The sequence below is a fragment of the Breznakiella homolactica genome (genome assembly GCF_016616095.2).
In the GTDB taxonomy this organism is placed as follows: domain Bacteria; phylum Spirochaetota; class Spirochaetia; order Treponematales; family Breznakiellaceae; genus Breznakiella; species Breznakiella homolactica.
In genome coordinates this window covers 2212193-2229661 of record NZ_CP067089.2, presented here as the reverse complement: position 1 = coordinate 2229661, position 17469 = coordinate 2212193, and the positions used below count along the sequence as shown (strand labels likewise).

Genomic DNA, 17469 nt, shown 5'->3' with positions numbered 1-17469 from the left:
CAGGGTACCTGTATTATCTTTCCCGCAGCGGCACAGAAGCGTAGTGTGAAAATGTAACACGGGGTGTCTTCAAACCAGAGGTTTGTATGAAAAGAAATACCGCCCTGCGGTGTTTTTTTCATACGACGGGCCCCTCGGATTTGTATTTTCTATGCTTCTGTGCTGAGAAGAAAAAGTAATAATACAGGTACCCTGGTACTATCACTGACCCTGTTCTTCCTGGATTGCCTGGGCTTCGGCGAAGAACTCTTCGATTTTGCCTTCCGCCATGAGCCGTTCCAGGGTGGTGTTGACCGCGGTCACGAGGCTGGGATTTCCCTTTTTAATCGCGATCGCCGAACCGCCGTCATCGTCCCGGAAGGTCGGCGCCGCAAGCCCGAGGTCGGCGTTAGCCCTGACATAAGCCTGAGCTACCGGAAGTTCCGCCACGATGGCATCCACATTGCCGTTTTTTAGGTCCAGAATGAGGTTTTTGATGCTTCCCACTTCCTTAACCACATCCACGGCTTTTTCCGCGTCTTCTTCACTCATTCCCATGATCTGGGTTTTGGCAATACCGACCTGGATAGTTCCTTTCTGGGCCGAGAGCCGGGCATCCTTAAGAGCCGCGACGGTGGCGTACTTTGCCAGATCCCCCTGGCGTACGATTACCCCATGGGTCGCGTAGTAATAGATTGTCGAAAAATCGACGCTTTTCCGCCGTTCCGCCGTGGGGGACATACCGGAAATAACGATATCGATGGTTCCGGCCTGGAGCGCCGCCAGGAGCCCGTCAAACTGCATATCCTTGATTTCCAGGGTTACCCCGAGATCCTTTGCCAGGGCTTCCGCGATGGCAATGTCGAAACCGCCGATTACGTCCTGTCCGTTTTTCAGATAATGAAATTCGTAGGGAGGATAATCCGCGGACGTACCGATCACCAGCTTGCCGGATTTGCGTATATTATCGAGCCTGGTATCCTTTTCTTCACCTCCTCCGGCAAATACCGGAAGCGCCATGGCCGCCAGAACCGCGAAAACCATCAGTTTTTTATACAGTTTCATAAATTCCTCCGTAAAATTGCATATTTATGCACAGGATAGTATAAAAATACAGTACACCGAGTCAAGGGGGGAAGCATAGAGACTTTCAAGCCGGAAAGCATCCGGGAGGTACCGGTGCCGCGGGTCCTGTCGGATAAAAATGGGTTTGGCTCCGTGTCGGCCTGCGGCCTCGAAAGTCGCTCAAACCCATTTTTATCCGACACCCGGCGTTACCATTACGGCCCGGGTATTTTCCTGCTTAACCGGCTCTGTACTGCCCGGTCCCAGGAGTTGTACTCTCGTGTTGCTTTTTCCGTACCGTGTTTCAGTTCTGTTCTGTGTAACCAGCAGGTATCCTGTCTCAGAAAGGCAATAGCCGTTTTTGGGAGAGCTTATTCGGTACCGCAGCGAACCGGCAGCCGGATGTATTGCCGGCACAAAACCTTCCCCGAATCGTCCCCGCCATCCAGCCCCCGCAGAGCAGGGCACCTGTATTATTTTAACAGACGCGGCACAGAAGCATGGTGTCAGAGCGGTAACGCGGGGTGCCTGGGGATATGGGCTCTGAGCGGCTTTCGAGGCCGCAGGCCGACGAGGAACCAGAGCCCATATCCCCAGGCAGGACCCCTGGACCCGTTTTACACCATGCTTCTGTACCGCAAAGAAAAAGTAATAATACAGGTGCCCTGAGAGCCTAGCGGAGGAACGGATTGTTCCAGCTGTTTTCCCAGAAAATTTCGGACATTTTAAGACGTGCCTTGTCCGCTGCGGGTTTGTCTTCTTCCGCGGAATATCCCAGGGCAATGAGTTCCACCACCGGAGCATTCTCAGGGATTCCCAGAGCCTCTCTGACAATTTGGGGATCAAAGGAACCGACCCAGCAGGTTCCCAGGCCCATGGCCGCGGCCGCCAGGGTAAGATGGTCAATCGCGATGGCAACATCAATGGGATAGGCCATTTCCCCGCAGCGCATCACCCTGCGGTCGGTTTCCGCACAGGCGGCGACTATCACCGGGCACTGGGACAGGAAGGGCTGTCCGCCGGCAGCGGCAACCCGCTCCCGGAGTTCCGGATCGGTAACCGCGATAAACCGCCATTCCTGGCCGTTCCGCGCCGAAGGAGCCAGGCGGACCGCTGAAAAGATAGACTGGAGTTTTTCGGGTTCCACCGGTTTATCCAAATATGTCCGTACGCTGTGGCGTTTTGCTATCGCGTCAAATAGATTCATACCCTTAAGCATAGAATTGATTTATCCGATTCTCAAGGATAATATTTACATTATGGCGGTTTTTTTTCTAATCATTGGTATATCCGCTGGGATGTACCTTCTTCTGGTGGCTGTACTCACCCTGGCGGGATACATCATCATGTTCCGGCCCCGGTTCCATTCCCTTGAATATTCCCTGGCGCAGTGTATCGAACGGAAGGAATTCGACCCTGCCGTACTGGATCTCCCCTGGGAAACGGTCAGCGTTTTTTCCTCCGTGCGGAATGCCTCCCTGGCCGTTTATGCCCTGGCGGGAAATCCCGGCAGTTCCGCTTCGGGGGTGGTCCCGGGAACGGCGGTGATACTCCACGGTTTAAGCTGGACCCATTACGGCGCCCTTAAATACGCCCGGGGATTTATTGAAAAAGGATGGAATACGGTGGTTTTCGATCTCGGCGGCCACGGCGCGAGTCCCGCCGGAACAATTCCGGCTCCCGCCTACGGGTATTATGAGAAATACGACCTTGACGCGGTGGTGGATTGGACCCGTTCCCGGTTTCCCGGAGCGGTTCCCCTTGTTTTAATCGGTGAATCCATGGGCGCCGCCACGGTGCTCCAGTACGCTCCCCTGGGCGCTCCGGCGGGTACTCCCCGGAAGGAATGGAAGATGGATGTGGTGGCGGCGGACTGTTCATACACATCCATGAAGGATGCCATGGGCGCCCGGCTCAAGGCTCTGCATATCCCGGATTGTATAGGAATCCCCGCCCGGACGCTGGTTTCCTTTTTTCTCCGCCGGTTCCGGGGCTATACCCTTTCGGACGCGTCTCCGGAGAAAGCGTGTATGGAAAGCCCTGTTCCCATCTTGTTTATTCACGGGGAAGCCGACCGCTATGTGCCCACAAAAATGTCCGTGGAAATGGCGGAAAAGCGGACAGCCGCGGGCAGCGGTCCCACGGAACTGGTCCTTGTCCGGGACGCGAGCCACGCAAAGAGCGTGCTGGTTGACCCCGGAACCTGGTTCGGTTCGGTTTTCGATTTTATAGGAAAAACAGCGGGCCGGGACTGACGGTTCAGGCCCGCATCCCGGCGCGGTTCCTCCGCCGGATCAGTGAAACGAGCGAATTGAGAGCCACCGCCAGGGTTACGGCGATACCGCCGATAAGGCAATTCCTGTCGGGCCGTTCTCCGATAAAGGCCCACACATACACGATACCCAAAACCGTTTCCAGAGAATTAATCAGCGAAACCTCCGGCGCGGGAACGTATTTCGTTCCCAGGGAAACCATAAGCTGTCCCACGGGAAGAACCACGGCTCCCAGGAGCAGAAGATACCTGAGTGAAGAAAAGGGGATCAGCACGTTTCCGCGGAGCGCCGCGAAACTGATCAGGGCTCCGGAGAAGCCGCCGATCATGCACACCGCGACCCTGCTTACCGACGGGTGTTTATGGAGGTTGGTGAAATTGAGGCCGATAATTACCGGCGCGGCCATGGCCGCCAGATTCCCTGCCAGGGTTCCCGGCGCAATGCCGTCCTTGTACATATATCCGATGCCGGCGACGGAAACAGCGATGCAGCAGAGCGTCAGGGGGGACAGTTTTTCCTTAAGAATCAGCAAGCTGAACAGCGCCGCAAAAAAGGGCGCCGTGCTGAGGCATACCAGAGCCACCGATGTGCTGGCCAGGCGGACTGCCAGGGAAAAGCAGATACCGCTCAGGGCCCACAGCAGTCCGGAAACAAGCATGGGAATGCCCCCCGCGGTGAGGATGCGTTTCATCGAGCCTCTGTATTGGACTGAAAAAACAACGAAAAGCGTCAGCCCCGCGATGAGCCCGCGCCAGAAAGCCGCGGTAAATCCGCCGGTGTCCGACATGCGAATAAGCAGCGCATCGGCGCTGTAAACCACTATGCCGGCAAAAACCAGCAAAACTCCCCTGAGGTGATCATCCCGATTCATGTCCGGCTATTGTACACCCGCTGCCGCTGCTTCCGCTATCCCGCCCCGGCCGTATTATTTCGAAGGCGGATCACATACCAGATCACTGAATTTATCGAAAATATGCTGGGTGATTTCATCTATCTTCCGTTCATCCACCAGCAGGGTCACGATGTCGCCGGGTTCAAGCTTGGCTCCTCCCCGGGGCGCAATGATCTTATTATTCCGGGTTATCATGGTAATGGTACTGTCCGAGGGAAGCTCGAGATCTTCCACGGGGCAGGAACCGCAGTACACATCGGGGTCGATAAAAACCTCGATAAGATCGTAAGACGTATCAATAATGGTAACCAGTTCCATTTTGTGTTTTGATTTCGGCCGTTCTTTGGTGCTGAGCTTGAGGATATCCGCGAATTTCCCGATGGTGGTTCCCTGGAAAATTACCGAAAGTGTAACCGCCAGAAAAACAATATTGAAAATTTTATTATCCGGGTCGAGGCCCGCGGCCAGGGGATAGGTGGCCAGAACGATCGGGACCGATCCGCGGATGCCGCTCCAGCTCAGAAAGGCCTGTTCCTTCAGGGTGAATTTCTGGAAAAGGGTACAGAGGAACACCGCCGCGGGACGGGCCACAAAACTCAGGATAAGGAACATGGCGATTCCCAGGGGCCAGATATCCCGCAATGCCCGGGGCGATACCAGCAGCCCCAGAAGTATAAAGAGTCCGGTATTCGCAATAAAGGAAAGCGCGGATATGAACGAACTGATGCTGGTTTTAAAGGGCAGCTTGTTGTTTCCCAGCATGAATCCCGCAAAGAACGCCGAGAGCATGCCGCTGACCCGCACCAGTCCCGCTATGCTGTAGCTTGCCAGTATGAGAGCAATGAGAAAAATATAATAATACCCCGCGTCAATATCCTTGAGTTTTTTGAAAAGGAAAATTCCGGCCCAGCCGATGGCGATACCGACCGCGACGCCTCCGATGAGCTGCCATGCAAAAAGACCAACCGATCCGGCGGAAAAACTGCCGCTGCCGGCGGCAATCTGGATTATCAGGGTGGTGGAAATAACCGCCATCGGGTCGTTGGCGGCGGATTCAATTTCGGTGATGGAGGAGACTTTCTTCTGAATGGAGCGGGTACGGAGAATCGAGAATACCGCCGCGGCATCGGTGGATGAAATCACCGCTGAAACCAGAACGGCCCGTATCAGCGTCCAGCCGCTGACAAAGTAAAAGACCGCCGCGGTAACTGCCATGGTTATGAGAACCCCGACAGTCGCCAGCAGGGTAGTCGGAAGGATAATGGGTTTGAAATCATCCCGCCGGATTCCGTAGCCGCCGGCAAACAGTATGAAAACCAGCGCGATGTCCGCGACCTGCTGGGTCAGCTTGGCGTTATCGAAAAAGATAAGCCCCGTAACGTCTTTTCCGAAAATAATCCCCAGGGAAAGGGCAAGGATAATAAGCGGTATATTGAACCGCCGGAACAGAGCTGCCCCTAAAACAAGGAAAATCAGAATCAAGGCAATAAGTAAAAGCAAGGCGTACCCCTTTGAGTGTTTATTTCTTATAATAGTGTTGTATATATATATGAATAAGTCAAAAATGAGGTGAATAATACTCTTTTCCGAAAGATTATATACAGGAGGAATAATGGATTGGAATGAACGGATAAAACCCGGGATCCGGGGCGGGAAAGCGGCCGCCGCGGAAAAGTCCAGCACCGCATCGGCCATGGGCAGCGGAAGCCTGGATGTGTATGCAACCCCGGCGATGGTAGCCCTCATCGAAGGAGCCTCCGTCGCGGCTTTGGAAGGGCTGCTCCCCGACGGATACACCACCGTGGGAACGGTTCTGGAAATCCGGCATCTTTCGGCGACCCCGCTGGGGATGCGGGTTACCGCTGCGGCGGAACTTACCGAAATTGACGGCCGCCGCCTTGTTTTTGCCGTGGAAGCTTCTGACGAAGCCGGAAAAATCGGGGAAGGCCGGCATGAGCGGTTTATTGTGGAAACTGAAAAATTCATGAAAAAAACCGGCGAAAAACAGCGGAAGGACTGATCAATAGTGGGGATGTTTTGAGGAAAAGGATGTATTTTTTCACCATATACCCCGCATCCCTTGACATTCCTTACGAAAAATAGAACATTTAAATCGATAATTTTTTTATTATTTTCTGGAGGAATCATGAAACGTATTTCAGTAGTATTGGCTGCCGCGGTGCTTGTGGCGGCCCTTTCCGCATGCGCCAGCAGCGGAAGTTCAGCTGCGGCAATTTACAACCCCGGTTCGTATGAAGGGGTCGGAGAAGGTTACCATGGGGATATCCGGGTTTCGGTGACCGTTACGGCTGCTGCCATTACCGGTGTCGAAATTGTCTCCCACGGAGATACACCGGGGATCGGAACCGTGGCGTTTGAGGATCTTACCCCCGCGGTAATTGACGCGAATTCAACAAATGTTGATACCGTTGCCGGAGCCACCGGTTCCAGCAGGGGTTTCCTTGCGGCTGTTGAAAACGCCCTTTCCAAAGCCCGGCTTTAAGAAGGTCCGCGGAAACCAAACCATTCCGGCAGCAGAGTATCTTTTTTAAGAAAATTTCTTTAATTAATTTATGGAGTATTTATGAAAAATCTAAGCAGAATTATTGCAGTGTCGATAGCAGCCGCTGCAATATTGGGCATGGTGCTCGTTTCCTGCGCGGGGGGAACTCCGCGCGGGGATTCCGGGTTCGCCTCGGAGTATGATGTTATCATAATCGGCGCCGGCGGCGCGGGATTATCCGCCGCTGTCTCAGCGAAACAGGCAGGCGCCAGCGTGGTGGTTTTTGAAAAAATGGCCATGGTAGGGGGCAATACCCTCAGGGCCACCGGCGGAATCAATGCCGCAGGGACTTCCTTCCAGGCAAAGGCCGGTATCACTGACAGTCCGGATCTTTTTTACGCCGATACCATGAAAGGCGGATACGAAAAGAACGATCCCGCCCTGGTCAGGGTTCTTGCGGAGAAATCCGCTTCATCCATTGACTGGCTGACCAAGATGGGCGCCGATCTCAGCGATGTGGGCCGCCTCGCGGGCGCGTCGGTAAACCGGGCTCACCGCCCCACCGGCGGCGCGAAGGTAGGACCGGAGATTGCCTCCACCCTGGATAATGAGGTGGAAAAAGTACTGGGAATTTCCGTCTATAAACGGACCGAAGTCACCGACCTTATCGTAAAAAATGGCGCCGTAACCGGCGTCTCCGTTACCGCTTCCAACGGCAAGAACTACCAGGTCAACGGAAAAGCCGTGGTCCTGGCCACCGGCGGTTTCGGTGCCAACAACGAAATGGCCGCTTCCCTGGTTCCTTCACTCAGGGGATTCGCCACCACCAACCAGCCCGGCGCGACCGGTGACGGTATTGTAATGGCGGAAAAAATCGGCGCTGCCCTGGTGGATATGGCCGAAATCCAGACCCATCCTACCTACGCTCCGGATAAGGAAATGATCACCGAAGCGGTCCGGGGCAACGGAGCCATTCTGGTAAACAAGAAAGGTTCCCGCTTTATCGATGAGCTTAAGACCCGGGACGTGGTTTCCGCGGCAATCCTGGACCAGGACGGCAAGAGCGCCTACCTCGTGTTTGACGATTCGGTGCGGAAGAGCCTCAAGGCTATTGAGGATTACGTAAAACTCGGTGCCGTTATCGAAGGCGCGACCCCGGAAGCGCTGGCGGCGGCTATCAACGCGGATCCCGTGACCCTGACCGCCACCCTGAACACCTACAACCAGGCGGTGGCTTCCAAGAACGACAGCCAGTTCGGCCGGTCGGACCTGCCCCGGGCGCTTTCAACCGCTCCGTATTACGCGATTGAAGTTCTTCCCGCGGTGCACCACACCATGGGCGGCGTCAAAATCGATACCGAGACCCGGGTTATATCCACCGCTGGAAAACCCATCCCCGGTTTCTACGCGGCGGGTGAGGTAACCGGCGGTGTCCACGGCGGCAACCGGCTCGGCGGCAACGCTCTGGCGGATATTGTCACCTTCGGCCGTATCGCAGGAAACAGCGCAGCCAAAGGCCTCTGATCACAATAACGGATACCCCCGGGGCGGAAGCCCCGCGGTATCCCGCATGTTAATAGCCCCCGCGGGAACGCGGGGGCTTTTTCATTTACCGGAGCTGTGGTATGCTCGGTTCCCATGAAGGACTGTATTTTCTGTAAAATAGCGGGCGGAGAAATTCCCAGCAAAAAGATTTATGAAGACGACAGTATTCTGGCGTTCCACGATGCGAATCCCCAGGCGCCGGTCCATTTTCTTGTAATCCCGAAACGTCACATCGCTAATCTTATGGAACTCGGAGCGGAGGATATACCTCTGGCGGGAACCTTACTGCATAAAGCCCAGGAACTTGCTTCGGAACTCGGCTGCGCCGAAAAAGGAGCGCGGTTTGTGATTAACTGCAAATCCGACGGCGGCCAAACCGTGGACCATCTCCATCTGCACGTACTCGCAGGCAGGCAGATGGACTGGCCCCCGGGATGAAAACGCTTCTTTTTTCCCGTACTCTGGAAAACGGGGTTTCAGCTCAGGAGGCTGTCCCAGGTTAATCCGTCGGTATTCGCTTTGCTTCCTACCTGGGGAATGGCGTATATGTCGGATAATACCCCGGCGCACGCTCCGTAGGCTGCGTCGAAGGGACGGAGGGGGTTAACCCTGATATCCGGCGCGTCCTGGAGTCCCTTCCGACGGCTGCTGTAATCGTTAAGCCACGGTTCATCGAATAAACTGTCCCCGCCGAAATAAACTTCATCCAGATCCAGGGCGGATATGGTACCGCCGAACCGGTCGAAAATTCTGTTCAGCAGCTCTTCCCGGGATTTGGCCTCTGTAAAGGCCCGGCGGATATCATCCTGGGAAATCCGGGTTTTGCTGTTCTGTCCGGCGGCGGTATCCAGAAATTTCCCCGCTTCTCCGGATTTTCCCCGGTATAGTTTACCGTTAAAGGCCAGCGAAAACGAAAGGCCCGGCAGATACCGGCCGGCGCCAGCGGCGGGGTAGTTCTTTATATAAAAGCAGATAAATGAATTTTCATAATCCCCCGCGGATTTTTCCCACAGGATTGACTGAGCTGCGCAGTTCGCGTCGTTTTCAATAATAAACGGATATTTGACGATTCCCGACATTCCGGCGGTAAAATCGAGTTCTTCCGTCAGCCCGTGGGCCGGGGAATTTTTAATAATCCCCGCCTGCCTGTCCACGATTCCGGGAACGGCAAACCCCGCGGCCAGGATATTAAAACCCTTTGACGCAATTTTTGCGGTACACGCGGTATAGCAGGCTCCGGCTTTTTTTATGAATGATTTGGGACCCTTGGAAAGGCTTATCCGTTCCTTAAAAACAATGGCACCCTGAATATCGGTAACCACCATATAGCAGGAATCGGGACCCAGTTCCATTCCGAGAATATGCCCGTAGGAATTATTGATACATATAGGCACCGGTGCGCGGCCCCGGGGATTGCGCTCATATTCTATATCCACTTCCCCGACTATTTTAAACGCCGACAGGCGGTTAATTATGTACGTCACGGTGGATTGCCGCAGACCTATAGCATTGGAGATATCGACCCGGGATCTGGGACCTTTTTTACGCAGATAATCCAGTATCAGAGCCTGGTTTGCCATTTTCTGGAAATCTGTGTTACCGACATTGTTTTTTTTCAAATTTTATACCCTCTGTTGGAGGTTTCCACTGACTAAGACCAAAACCATTTAATTATATGTAAAAAAGTAAAAAATGTCAATTAAATGGATTCTTTCATATTTTGAGTTTGAATTTAATATGTTTAAATATCAAAAGCTATTTTCTCCAAAAAAATTATTTTGAAGATAACCGCTATTATTTAAACATGTTTATTCTTTTTTGTTAATACCATGAGGAGGGCTATGTCGCTCTGCCGTACCCCGGGAATCCGGGCTGCCTGTCCGAGCGTGAGGGGACGTACAATTATAAGTTTTTCCCGGGATTCTGCGGAAAGTCCCGCCATCCCGGCGTAATCAATGGCCGGATCGAGCCGGATCGCGTCCAGCTTCGCGTTCTGAAGCACCGCGCGGTTTTCTTTTTCGATGTATCCCGCGTATTTGATATCCAGGCTGCTGCGCAGGAGCCATTCGGCGGGATACTTCCGCAGTTCCGGCGCAAAAGAAAGAACGTCATCCACGGTTATCTTAGTGTCCGTAAGGCTCCGTTCCAGGCTTTCCCCGGTATGGGAATGGAACGCCTTCGCCGCCCCGGTATTTTCCAGTTCCGCCGGTCCGGGTACCTTCCGCGTCCGGAGCAGTTCCTGGATTTCATCCAGGGCATGGGCTTTTTTCATAAAACGTTCCCAGCGGATGTCATCGGCGAGGCCGTGTTCCCTCGCTTTGGGGGTCAGCCGGGTATCGGCGGTATCGTGCCGCAGCATAAGCCGGTGCTCCGCCCTGCTGGTAAACATACGGTAGGGTTCTTTTGTTCCCAGGGTGGTAAGGTCGTCAATAAGGACGCCGATATACGCTTCGGCCCTTCCGAGAACCAGGGGCTCCCGGCCGGAAAGCTTCATCCCGGCATTGAGTCCCGCCAGAAGTCCCTGGGCCGCCGCCTCTTCGTACCCCGAACTTCCGTTGGTCTGTCCCGCCACAAAAAGGCCTTCCAAGCGTTTCGATTCCAGGGTGGGGTAGAGATCCAGGGGATCGAGATAGTCGTATTCCACCGCGTAGGCCGGGCGTACAATGACCGCCTCTTCGAGGCCCGGTATACTCCGGATAAAGGCTTCCTGGACATCCTCGGGCAGAGAGCTGGACGCGCCGTTGAGGTACATTTCGTTGGTATGCAGCCCTTCAGGTTCAATGAAAATATGGTGGCGGTCCCGGTCCGGGAACCGGACGACTTTGTCCTCCAGGGACGGGCAGTACCGGGGACCGGTTCCGATTATTTTACCGCCGTACAAAGGTGAACGGTGGATGTTTTCCCGGATAATGCGGTGGGTTTCGGCGGTGGTATAGGTTATCCAGCAGGGTACCGCCGGCCGGTCAGGGACGGAGCCGGGATCGGTATCAAAGGAGAAGGGCGCCGGTACTTCACCGTCCTGGCGTTCCAGCCGGGAGTAATCAATTGAATTGCCCGCTATCCGGGCGGGCGTCCCGGTCTTAAGCCGCTCCGCGGGAAAGCCCCGGCTCCGGAGGTTTTTTCCGAGCCCCAGGGCTGCCTCCTCGCCGAGCCGGCCTTCGGGGGTGTCGTATTCCCCGATAAAAATTTTCCCTTCCATAAAAGTTCCGGCGGCGATAATAACCGCCCTGCCGCCGATCGCGCGGCCCCGGGCGGTAAGAACTCCTTCCGCCCGTTTTCCGTCCCCGGAAACAATGAGATCCGTTACCGTATCCATGCGGATCCGGAGCCGCTCCTGGGATTCAACCGCCCTCCGGGCCGCTTCCTGGTACGCCGCCTTATCGGCCTGAGCCCGGGGGGCTTGTACCGCCGGACCCCGTGACCGGTTGAGCACCCGGTATTGGATCAAGGTTGCGTCGATGAGTTTTCCCATTTCCCCGCCCAGGGCATCGACTTCGCGGACCAGGTTTCCCTTTGAGAGCCCTCCGATTGCGGGGTTGCAGGAAAGGGTCCCGATGCGGTCGGGATTCTGGGTAATCAGCAGTGTTGAAAATCCGAGACGGGCGCAGGCAAGGGACGCTTCAATTCCCGCGTGCCCCCCGCCGACAACAATACAATCGAAATCCATCGGTTTATTTTCCTACGCAGAAACGGCTGAACATGGTTTCCAGAATATCCGCCGTTGAAACGTCGCCGGTAATTTCACCCAGGGCGTTTACCGCTTCCCGGAGCATGGGGGCTATGATATCCAGGGGTGCCTCGCCGCGGGCCAGTTCCAGGGCTTCCGCCACCGAGGCCGCCGCCGAGTCCACCAGGGTCTTCTGCCGTTCCGTGGCTATTCCCGCCGCCGGTGCTTCTCCGGTTCCCCCGAAACGCGATTCCAGCAGCCGGGCTATGGCGGAATTCAGCTCCTGGATATTGTCTCCGGTTTTCGCGCTGATCCCGAGGACCGCGGCCGCCCCGGTTCCAGCCAGCCCCTCCGGGAGCGGGGTTTGGTCGGCTTTATTCCACAGGAGGATTCCCGGCGCCGTTTCCGGCGGGTCCGAATTTTCGCCTCCCCCGGGAGTGTTCCGGAAGAAATCCCGGTCATCATCGGTGAGGCCCCTGGTCCCGTCGATAAGATACAGGATCAGATCCGCCTCCGCGAGGAGGTTTCTGCTCCGTTCTATGCCCAGGAGTTCCACCGGGTCCTCGGACTCCTGGAATCCCGCGGTATCGACAATCCTGACGGGTATGCCTTCAACGGAAATCCACGCCTCAATCCAGTCCCGGGTTGTGCCGGGAATATCCGTTACAATGGAACGGTCTTCCTTGAGCAGCCGGTTGAAAAGGCTCGATTTTCCCGCGTTGGGCGGGCCGGCGATAACCACCAGTGCCCCGTCACGGTACAATGTTTCCATAGTATAAGACGCTGAAAGGGCTTTGAGCCGTTCCAGGGCGGTTTCCGCCGCCTGCTGCTCCGGCATTCTTCCGGCGGCTTCATCGTCTTCAATAAAACCCGTATCAGGACTGCCGCCGGCAATCATGGATACACCGTCATCTTCGGAATAATCCAGAAACAGTTCCGTCGCGGCCAGGGTTTTTACGAGCAGATCCTTGACGGACCGGATATCCCGTTCCAGATCCCCGGAAAGCCGGCTGACCGCGTGCTGCCGGGACAGGTCGGTCTTGGCCGACACCAGCTCCATCACCGATTCCGCCCGGGTAAGATCGAGTTTCCCGTTCATAAAAGCCCGGAAGCTGAATTCCCCGGGAAGGGCGTCCCGGAATCCGGCGGTGCGGAGCCGCCGCATCACCGCCTTTGCCGCGGCGATACCCCCGTGGCAGGAAATATCGAGCCCTTCCTCCCCGGTGTACGAACGGGGTGCCCGGAAAACAGAGATCATGACTTCATCGATCCGTTCGCCGTCTTCCCGGATTATCCATCCGTGGACCAGGGTATTCCCGGGGCTTTCCTGCAGTTTCGCGGGTCTGGAAAATATCCGGGAGCATAAATCTATTGAACAATCCCCGGTGATCCGTATCACCGCCAGGGCGCTTTCGCCCAGGGGGGTCGCGTACGCCGCGATGGGGTCGTTGTTTCCGTAGGCAGGCCGGTCCATGTTGTAACAATACCCGGAAAGCACCCGGGTTTACTAGATCCGCGGGGCCTGTCATGTAAAAGGGAGGATGGCGGCGCGTCGGCCTGCGGCCTCGAAAGCCGCTCATCATCCCTTTTACATGACACCCGGCGTTACCATCATGGCCGGGTGCTTTCCGGCTTTGTGCTGCCCAGTGAAAGGGCGGCCACTCACTTCAGCTATGCTTAGGGCGGAGGGCTTCGCAACGGAGAATAGTTCCGGTATGTTCAAAATCTCCGGCATCCGGCACAATACCATACTCGGAAAAATCCTCCCATACCCAACCCCCTCCCACGGCAGGGCATCTGCATTATTTCCTGGAGCAGCAGCACTGCAGCATGGTGTTTTGATGGTACCGCAGGGTGCCTGAGGATACGGGTTCTGAGCGACTTTCGAGGCCGCAGGCCGACGAGGAGCCAGAACCCGTATCCTCAGGCAGGACCCTCGGACTGTTATCTCCATGCAGCTTTGCTGAGTATTAAGTCATAATGCAGATGCCCTGGCGAAATAACTTGCATGTTTCAGCCAAGGGCCGTTACTATGGTATATATGAAAGGTATTATTCTTGCCGCGGGCTACGGCACCCGGTTTCTGCCGGTTACGAAGACTATCCCTAAGGAAATGCTTCCCATTGTCAATGTGCCGTCCATTGCCTTTATTGTGGACGAATTCGTCAAATCCGGCATTGAGGATATCATCATTGTCAGTTCCCGCCGCAAAAAGGCGCTGGAGGATTACTTTGACCGGGAAATAGAGCTGGAATCCATTTTCGAACGGGAAGGGAAAACGAAACTGCTCGAACGGATCACCCCTCCGGCGAATGTCCGTTTTGCCTTTATCAGGCAGCAGCGGATGCTGGGCACGGGCCACGCCCTGCTCCAGGTCAAATCCTTTGTGGGGGACAGCCCCTGCATCGTGGCGTACCCCGACGATCTCCACATCGGCGAGCCCCCTCTGTCATCCCAGCTTATTGAGGCCTGGCGCGAAACCGGCTGTTCGGTGATGGCCACGGTCTACGAAAAAGATGATGTCAGCCGGTACGGCGTTCTCGATATCGCGGCGGACGGAAAACACGTCCGCGCCATTGTGGAAAAACCCATGAAGGGCACCGAACCGAGCCATGAGGTTTCCATCGGACGGTACCTGTATACCCCTGATTTTTTCAACTACCTCGAAGAAGGATGGGAACGCCATGAAGGAGGGGAATACTACCATATCTATGCCCTCAACAAGCTTATGAACGAGGGAAGGGTGGTGTATAAACGCCTTTCGGGCCACCGGATGGATACCGGAGAACCCGAGGGATATCTGGAGGCGATCCTCCGGTATGCCGAAAGCATCCCCTCCCTTAAGCGTGTCCTGGATAACTATATTGCCCTGAAAAAAGGTTAATCCTGACGGTTGGGTTTATTCCGCGGGGGATTCTTCCCCTTGATTGGTACCATCCCTGCGGCCGGCCAGACCGAAGCGGAGGAATAACCATGGCGCGCCGGCGCATACCCAGAACCCGGCGGCGCCGTACCGGACAAAACGTCCCAGCTGGTAATACGCCGAGGTTTCCCCGGGCAGCAGGGCTTTCAGGGCTAAAAAAATGACCAGGGCTCCGGCCAGGCCGGTGATGTACCGGAGTATCAGTACGGGGAATTTAGGTTTAAGCCCGTCGGGACCCTTTCCCGCGGAAAAGGGAAACCGGTTCACCATAAGACTGTAACCGGCTCCCATACCCAGGAACAGCCCCGAGAGGTTCGTATCCTCCGGATAGACCGCGTTCATCAGGAGTGATACCGCCGCCGCGGTTATTATCTGGGCGCGGATTCCCCCCGCGGTGAGAAGCGCTTCAATAAGATTTCCGAAGACAGCGTATACCGCCAGAATAATGAGCCCCAGGAGCCAGCCCGCAAAAAGATCAGTGGGAAAGTGAACTCCCAGGTACAGCCGGGTAAAGCCGATAACGGCGCTTGCCAGTACCGCGAACAGGTAATACCGTTTTTTTGTGCCCCAGGAGGCCAGTACCATTCCCAGAACCAGGGAATTCTGGGCGTGTCCTGACGGGATGCCGTAACTCGATTCATACGCCCTGCCCACGCTGGGATCGAGATCATAGGGCCTGGGCTGCTTCAGCAGCGCCTTCATCCAGGTATTGAGCCACGCCGAGAAAATCACCGCCACCGAAAGCCTGAACCCTCTTTTCTCATCGATACACCAAAAAATAAGCGCCATCAGAACCACATAAACGTATTCGGTTCCCAGAAACGTGATTCCCTTCATAAGCGCGGTCATAAACGGATTTTCCATCCGCTGGATTCCCTGAATAACCGCAATGCCCCATTGATACACTTGTTCCATAAATCCAGCCTAGTTGTATGTCCCATCCCGGTCAAGGGTAACCAGCTCTCCGCCGCCGGTGACAGGCCGGAGGGCCCATTCTTTCCGGGCCAGGCGGTCTAGAAACGCGTCATCGTGGCTGACCAGAAGCAGCGCCGCCGCGGATTCCTGAAGGGTTGTCTCCAGGAGCTGTATTGAAGGAAGGTCGAGGTGATTGGTGGGTTCATCCATAATGATCAGCGCCGGATTCTGGAAAACTCCCCGGGCAATAAGCAGTTTCCGTATTTCTCCCGGGCTGGGCAAGGCTGACTGCAGCAGGGACCGGGGATCCGATCCAAGCCGGGAAAACCGTGAGAGGATTTCCCCCTTGTTTTTTTCCTCCTCCCCAAGGACCTGCTCCAGGATATTCCTGCTTTCTTCCATTGTTATTTCCTGGGGAACCACCAGGAAAGGAATTTGCCCCGGTATGGATGCAATAATCCGGTTTATCAGGGTGCTTTTTCCGCTGCCGTTGGGCCCGGTCAAGGCAATGCGGTCCCGGGGCTCCATGGTAAGTTCGGGAATCAGCAGGAACTTTTCCGGGGACAGCGTGATGCGCTCCCCCGGCAGGGTGAATAACCGGTCCCCCCGGGCGGTCGTGCCCGTCAGGGTTATGCCCGTCGGCCGTTCATGCCGCACCGTATGGGCGGACAGATCCCGGTCGAGCCGGCCGATCCGGTTTTCCATACGCTTGTACAGATTGGTTCCCACCGCGTCCTTGCCCGTAAGCCGGGCCATGTTTATTTTCCCCTTGGTATCCCGGTCATTTTTATCCACATTGCGCTTGGACATCCGGTTTTTGGCGCTTTCGGCCAGCCGTCTGCGGCTGTCCGCCTCCGCGGCGAGCCGGTTCCGTTCGGAAACGATCTGCTGCCGGTTCCGCTTCTGCTCGAGCTGTTCCCGTTCATCCTCCGCAAGTCCCCGGGAAACCCCGCCGGGCCGGAGGACCGCGCTGCCGCCGTCAAGAAAGAGGCAGCTGCCGCAGAGCCGGTCAAGCAAGGTCCGGTCGTGGCTTACCAGAAGGCCGATTCCGCCGTACCCCTCCAGGGCATTGGCGATGAGAATTTTCGCGTCCCGGTCGAGGTGGTTGGTGGGTTCATCCACCGCAAGCATGGCGGGGGTTTCCCAAAGCGCCAGGGCAAGCTGCAGGCGTTTCCGTTCTCCATGGCTCAGGCTTTCCCACCGGTACGGCCAGTCATAACCGATTTGCAGGAGATCCATAAATTTTCCGGCTTCGTTGTCCCCGGAATAGAAAAAATCCTCCCAGCTGCCGGGCAGGTCATCGGTCCGCTGGGGGCAGTACACTATGGGTTCGGGTCTTTGAATCGACCCCTCTGAAGGTTCCAGGATGCCCGCGGCCAGGAGGAGCAGGGTGCTCTTCCCTGAACCGTTTTCCCCGACAATACCGGTCCAGCCGGGATGGGCATCGAAGCGGATATTTTTCAGTACCGGGTGGATCGAGGAAGGGTAATAAAAATCGGCTGAATTGAATGATAAAAAATTGTGAGCCATGGCGGGCCTCCGTATATACGGCGGTCCCCGGGCAATGAATTGATTTTGACCGGGAATAATACACAAAAGGGAGTGCCGTTTCTGCCTGCTGTCCCCTTTGGTTTTATTTCCTCATCGCTCCCCGGTCCTCTACTGTTTATTGGTACTTTAGCTTGCGCCTGCAGTAAAAATACCTAT

At 55.7% G+C, this 17469-nt stretch carries 15 protein-coding genes; 6 read left to right on the top strand and 9 right to left on the bottom strand.

Going from position 1 to position 17469, the window contains the following annotated elements; translation table 11 throughout:
* Positions 1 to 201: 201 nt before the first annotated feature.
* On the bottom strand, positions 202 to 1044 hold the full coding sequence (locus JFL75_RS10140) for a transporter substrate-binding domain-containing protein (RefSeq protein WP_215626567.1): 843 nt from the start codon (positions 1042 to 1044) through the stop codon (positions 202 to 204).
* A gap of 673 nt (positions 1045 to 1717) precedes the next feature.
* Positions 1718 to 2263, bottom strand: coding sequence for a nitroreductase family protein (locus JFL75_RS10135; RefSeq protein WP_223292820.1), 546 nt, complete (start codon positions 2261 to 2263; stop codon positions 1718 to 1720).
* Between the two features lie 40 nt (positions 2264 to 2303).
* Here JFL75_RS10135 and JFL75_RS10130 point away from each other — a divergent pair, with 40 nt between their 5' ends.
* Positions 2304 to 3299, top strand: a complete 996-nt coding sequence (locus JFL75_RS10130; protein ID WP_215626566.1) for an alpha/beta hydrolase — start codon at positions 2304 to 2306, stop codon at positions 3297 to 3299.
* A gap of 4 nt (positions 3300 to 3303) precedes the next feature.
* On the opposite strand, the gene JFL75_RS10125 is transcribed toward JFL75_RS10130, so the two are convergent.
* Positions 3304 to 4188, bottom strand: a complete 885-nt coding sequence (locus JFL75_RS10125) for a DMT family transporter (protein WP_215626565.1) — start codon at positions 4186 to 4188, stop codon at positions 3304 to 3306.
* A 54-nt stretch (positions 4189 to 4242) separates the two neighbouring features.
* The gene (locus JFL75_RS10120) at positions 4243 to 5709 is read right to left on the bottom strand and encodes a potassium/proton antiporter (protein WP_215626564.1); all 1467 of its coding nucleotides are present in this window, start codon (positions 5707 to 5709) and stop codon (positions 4243 to 4245) included.
* 112 nt (positions 5710 to 5821) lie between these two features.
* Between JFL75_RS10120 and JFL75_RS10115 the strand changes: the two genes are divergently transcribed.
* The 4 genes from JFL75_RS10115 (at position 5822) to JFL75_RS10100 (ending at position 8695) form a co-directional block, all read left to right on the top strand.
* Positions 5822 to 6229, top strand: a complete 408-nt coding sequence (locus JFL75_RS10115; protein WP_215626563.1) for a thioesterase family protein — start codon at positions 5822 to 5824, stop codon at positions 6227 to 6229.
* Between the two features lie 126 nt (positions 6230 to 6355).
* Positions 6356 to 6712: an FMN-binding protein gene (locus tag JFL75_RS10110; protein WP_215626562.1), complete on the top strand. Its 357-nt coding sequence runs from the start codon at positions 6356 to 6358 to the stop codon at positions 6710 to 6712.
* 81 nt (positions 6713 to 6793) lie between these two features.
* Positions 6794 to 8236, top strand: a complete 1443-nt coding sequence (locus tag JFL75_RS10105) for a flavocytochrome c (protein ID WP_215626561.1) — start codon at positions 6794 to 6796, stop codon at positions 8234 to 8236.
* 114 nt (positions 8237 to 8350) lie between these two features.
* A complete protein-coding gene (locus JFL75_RS10100) occupies positions 8351 to 8695 on the top strand; it encodes a histidine triad nucleotide-binding protein (RefSeq protein WP_215626560.1) in 345 nt (114 codons plus the stop codon).
* 38 nt (positions 8696 to 8733) lie between these two features.
* Here the strand turns inward: JFL75_RS10100 and JFL75_RS10095 are convergent, their stop codons facing one another.
* From JFL75_RS10095 to mnmE, 3 genes are all read right to left on the bottom strand, one after another.
* Complete coding sequence (locus JFL75_RS10095; protein WP_215626559.1) at positions 8734 to 9876, bottom strand: ROK family transcriptional regulator; 1143 nt, start codon at positions 9874 to 9876, stop codon at positions 8734 to 8736.
* Positions 9877 to 10055: 179 nt separating this feature from the next.
* Positions 10056 to 11924 (bottom strand): tRNA uridine-5-carboxymethylaminomethyl(34) synthesis enzyme MnmG, encoded by a 1869-nt coding sequence (mnmG, locus tag JFL75_RS10090; RefSeq protein WP_215626558.1) that lies wholly within the window; start codon positions 11922 to 11924, stop codon positions 10056 to 10058.
* A gap of 4 nt (positions 11925 to 11928) precedes the next feature.
* On the bottom strand, positions 11929 to 13398 hold the full coding sequence (gene mnmE, locus JFL75_RS10085) for a tRNA uridine-5-carboxymethylaminomethyl(34) synthesis GTPase MnmE (RefSeq protein ID WP_215626557.1): 1470 nt from the start codon (positions 13396 to 13398) through the stop codon (positions 11929 to 11931).
* Positions 13399 to 13965: 567 nt separating this feature from the next.
* On the opposite strand from mnmE, the gene JFL75_RS10080 reads away from it, so the two are divergent.
* Entirely contained in the window at positions 13966 to 14808 is an 843-nt protein-coding gene (locus JFL75_RS10080; protein ID WP_215626556.1) for a UTP--glucose-1-phosphate uridylyltransferase, read from the top strand.
* Positions 14809 to 14823: 15 nt separating this feature from the next.
* On the opposite strand, the gene JFL75_RS10075 is transcribed toward JFL75_RS10080, so the two are convergent.
* Together JFL75_RS10075 and JFL75_RS10070 are read right to left on the bottom strand one after the other, a co-directional pair.
* A complete protein-coding gene (locus JFL75_RS10075) occupies positions 14824 to 15762 on the bottom strand; it encodes a phosphatase PAP2 family protein (RefSeq protein ID WP_215626555.1) in 939 nt (312 codons plus the stop codon).
* 9 nt (positions 15763 to 15771) lie between these two features.
* Positions 15772 to 17292 (bottom strand): ATP-binding cassette domain-containing protein, encoded by a 1521-nt coding sequence (locus JFL75_RS10070; RefSeq protein ID WP_215626554.1) that lies wholly within the window; start codon positions 17290 to 17292, stop codon positions 15772 to 15774.
* Between the last annotated feature and the right edge of the window lie 177 nt (positions 17293 to 17469).

Excerpts from the sequence above, each read along its gene's own strand:
- JFL75_RS10140 (WP_215626567.1), bottom strand. The coding sequence starts at position 1,044 with ATGAAACTGTATAAAAAACTGATGGTTTTCGCGGTTCTGGCGGCCATG.
- JFL75_RS10135 (WP_223292820.1), bottom strand. The coding sequence starts at position 2,263 with ATGCTTAAGGGTATGAATCTATTTGACGCGATAGCAAAACGCCACAGC.
- JFL75_RS10130 (WP_215626566.1), top strand. The coding sequence starts at position 2,304 with ATGGCGGTTTTTTTTCTAATCATTGGTATATCCGCTGGGATGTACCTT.
- JFL75_RS10125 (WP_215626565.1), bottom strand. The coding sequence starts at position 4,188 with ATGAATCGGGATGATCACCTCAGGGGAGTTTTGCTGGTTTTTGCCGGC.
- JFL75_RS10115 (WP_215626563.1), top strand. The coding sequence starts at position 5,822 with ATGGATTGGAATGAACGGATAAAACCCGGGATCCGGGGCGGGAAAGCG.
- JFL75_RS10110 (WP_215626562.1), top strand. The coding sequence starts at position 6,356 with ATGAAACGTATTTCAGTAGTATTGGCTGCCGCGGTGCTTGTGGCGGCC.
- JFL75_RS10105 (WP_215626561.1), top strand. The coding sequence starts at position 6,794 with ATGAAAAATCTAAGCAGAATTATTGCAGTGTCGATAGCAGCCGCTGCA.
- JFL75_RS10100 (WP_215626560.1), top strand. The coding sequence starts at position 8,351 with ATGAAGGACTGTATTTTCTGTAAAATAGCGGGCGGAGAAATTCCCAGC.
- mnmG (WP_215626558.1), bottom strand. The coding sequence starts at position 11,924 with ATGGATTTCGATTGTATTGTTGTCGGCGGGGGGCACGCGGGAATTGAA.
- mnmE (WP_215626557.1), bottom strand. The coding sequence starts at position 13,398 with ATGGACCGGCCTGCCTACGGAAACAACGACCCCATCGCGGCGTACGCG.
- JFL75_RS10080 (WP_215626556.1), top strand. The coding sequence starts at position 13,966 with ATGAAAGGTATTATTCTTGCCGCGGGCTACGGCACCCGGTTTCTGCCG.
- JFL75_RS10075 (WP_215626555.1), bottom strand. The coding sequence starts at position 15,762 with ATGGAACAAGTGTATCAATGGGGCATTGCGGTTATTCAGGGAATCCAG.
- JFL75_RS10070 (WP_215626554.1), bottom strand. The coding sequence starts at position 17,292 with ATGGCTCACAATTTTTTATCATTCAATTCAGCCGATTTTTATTACCCT.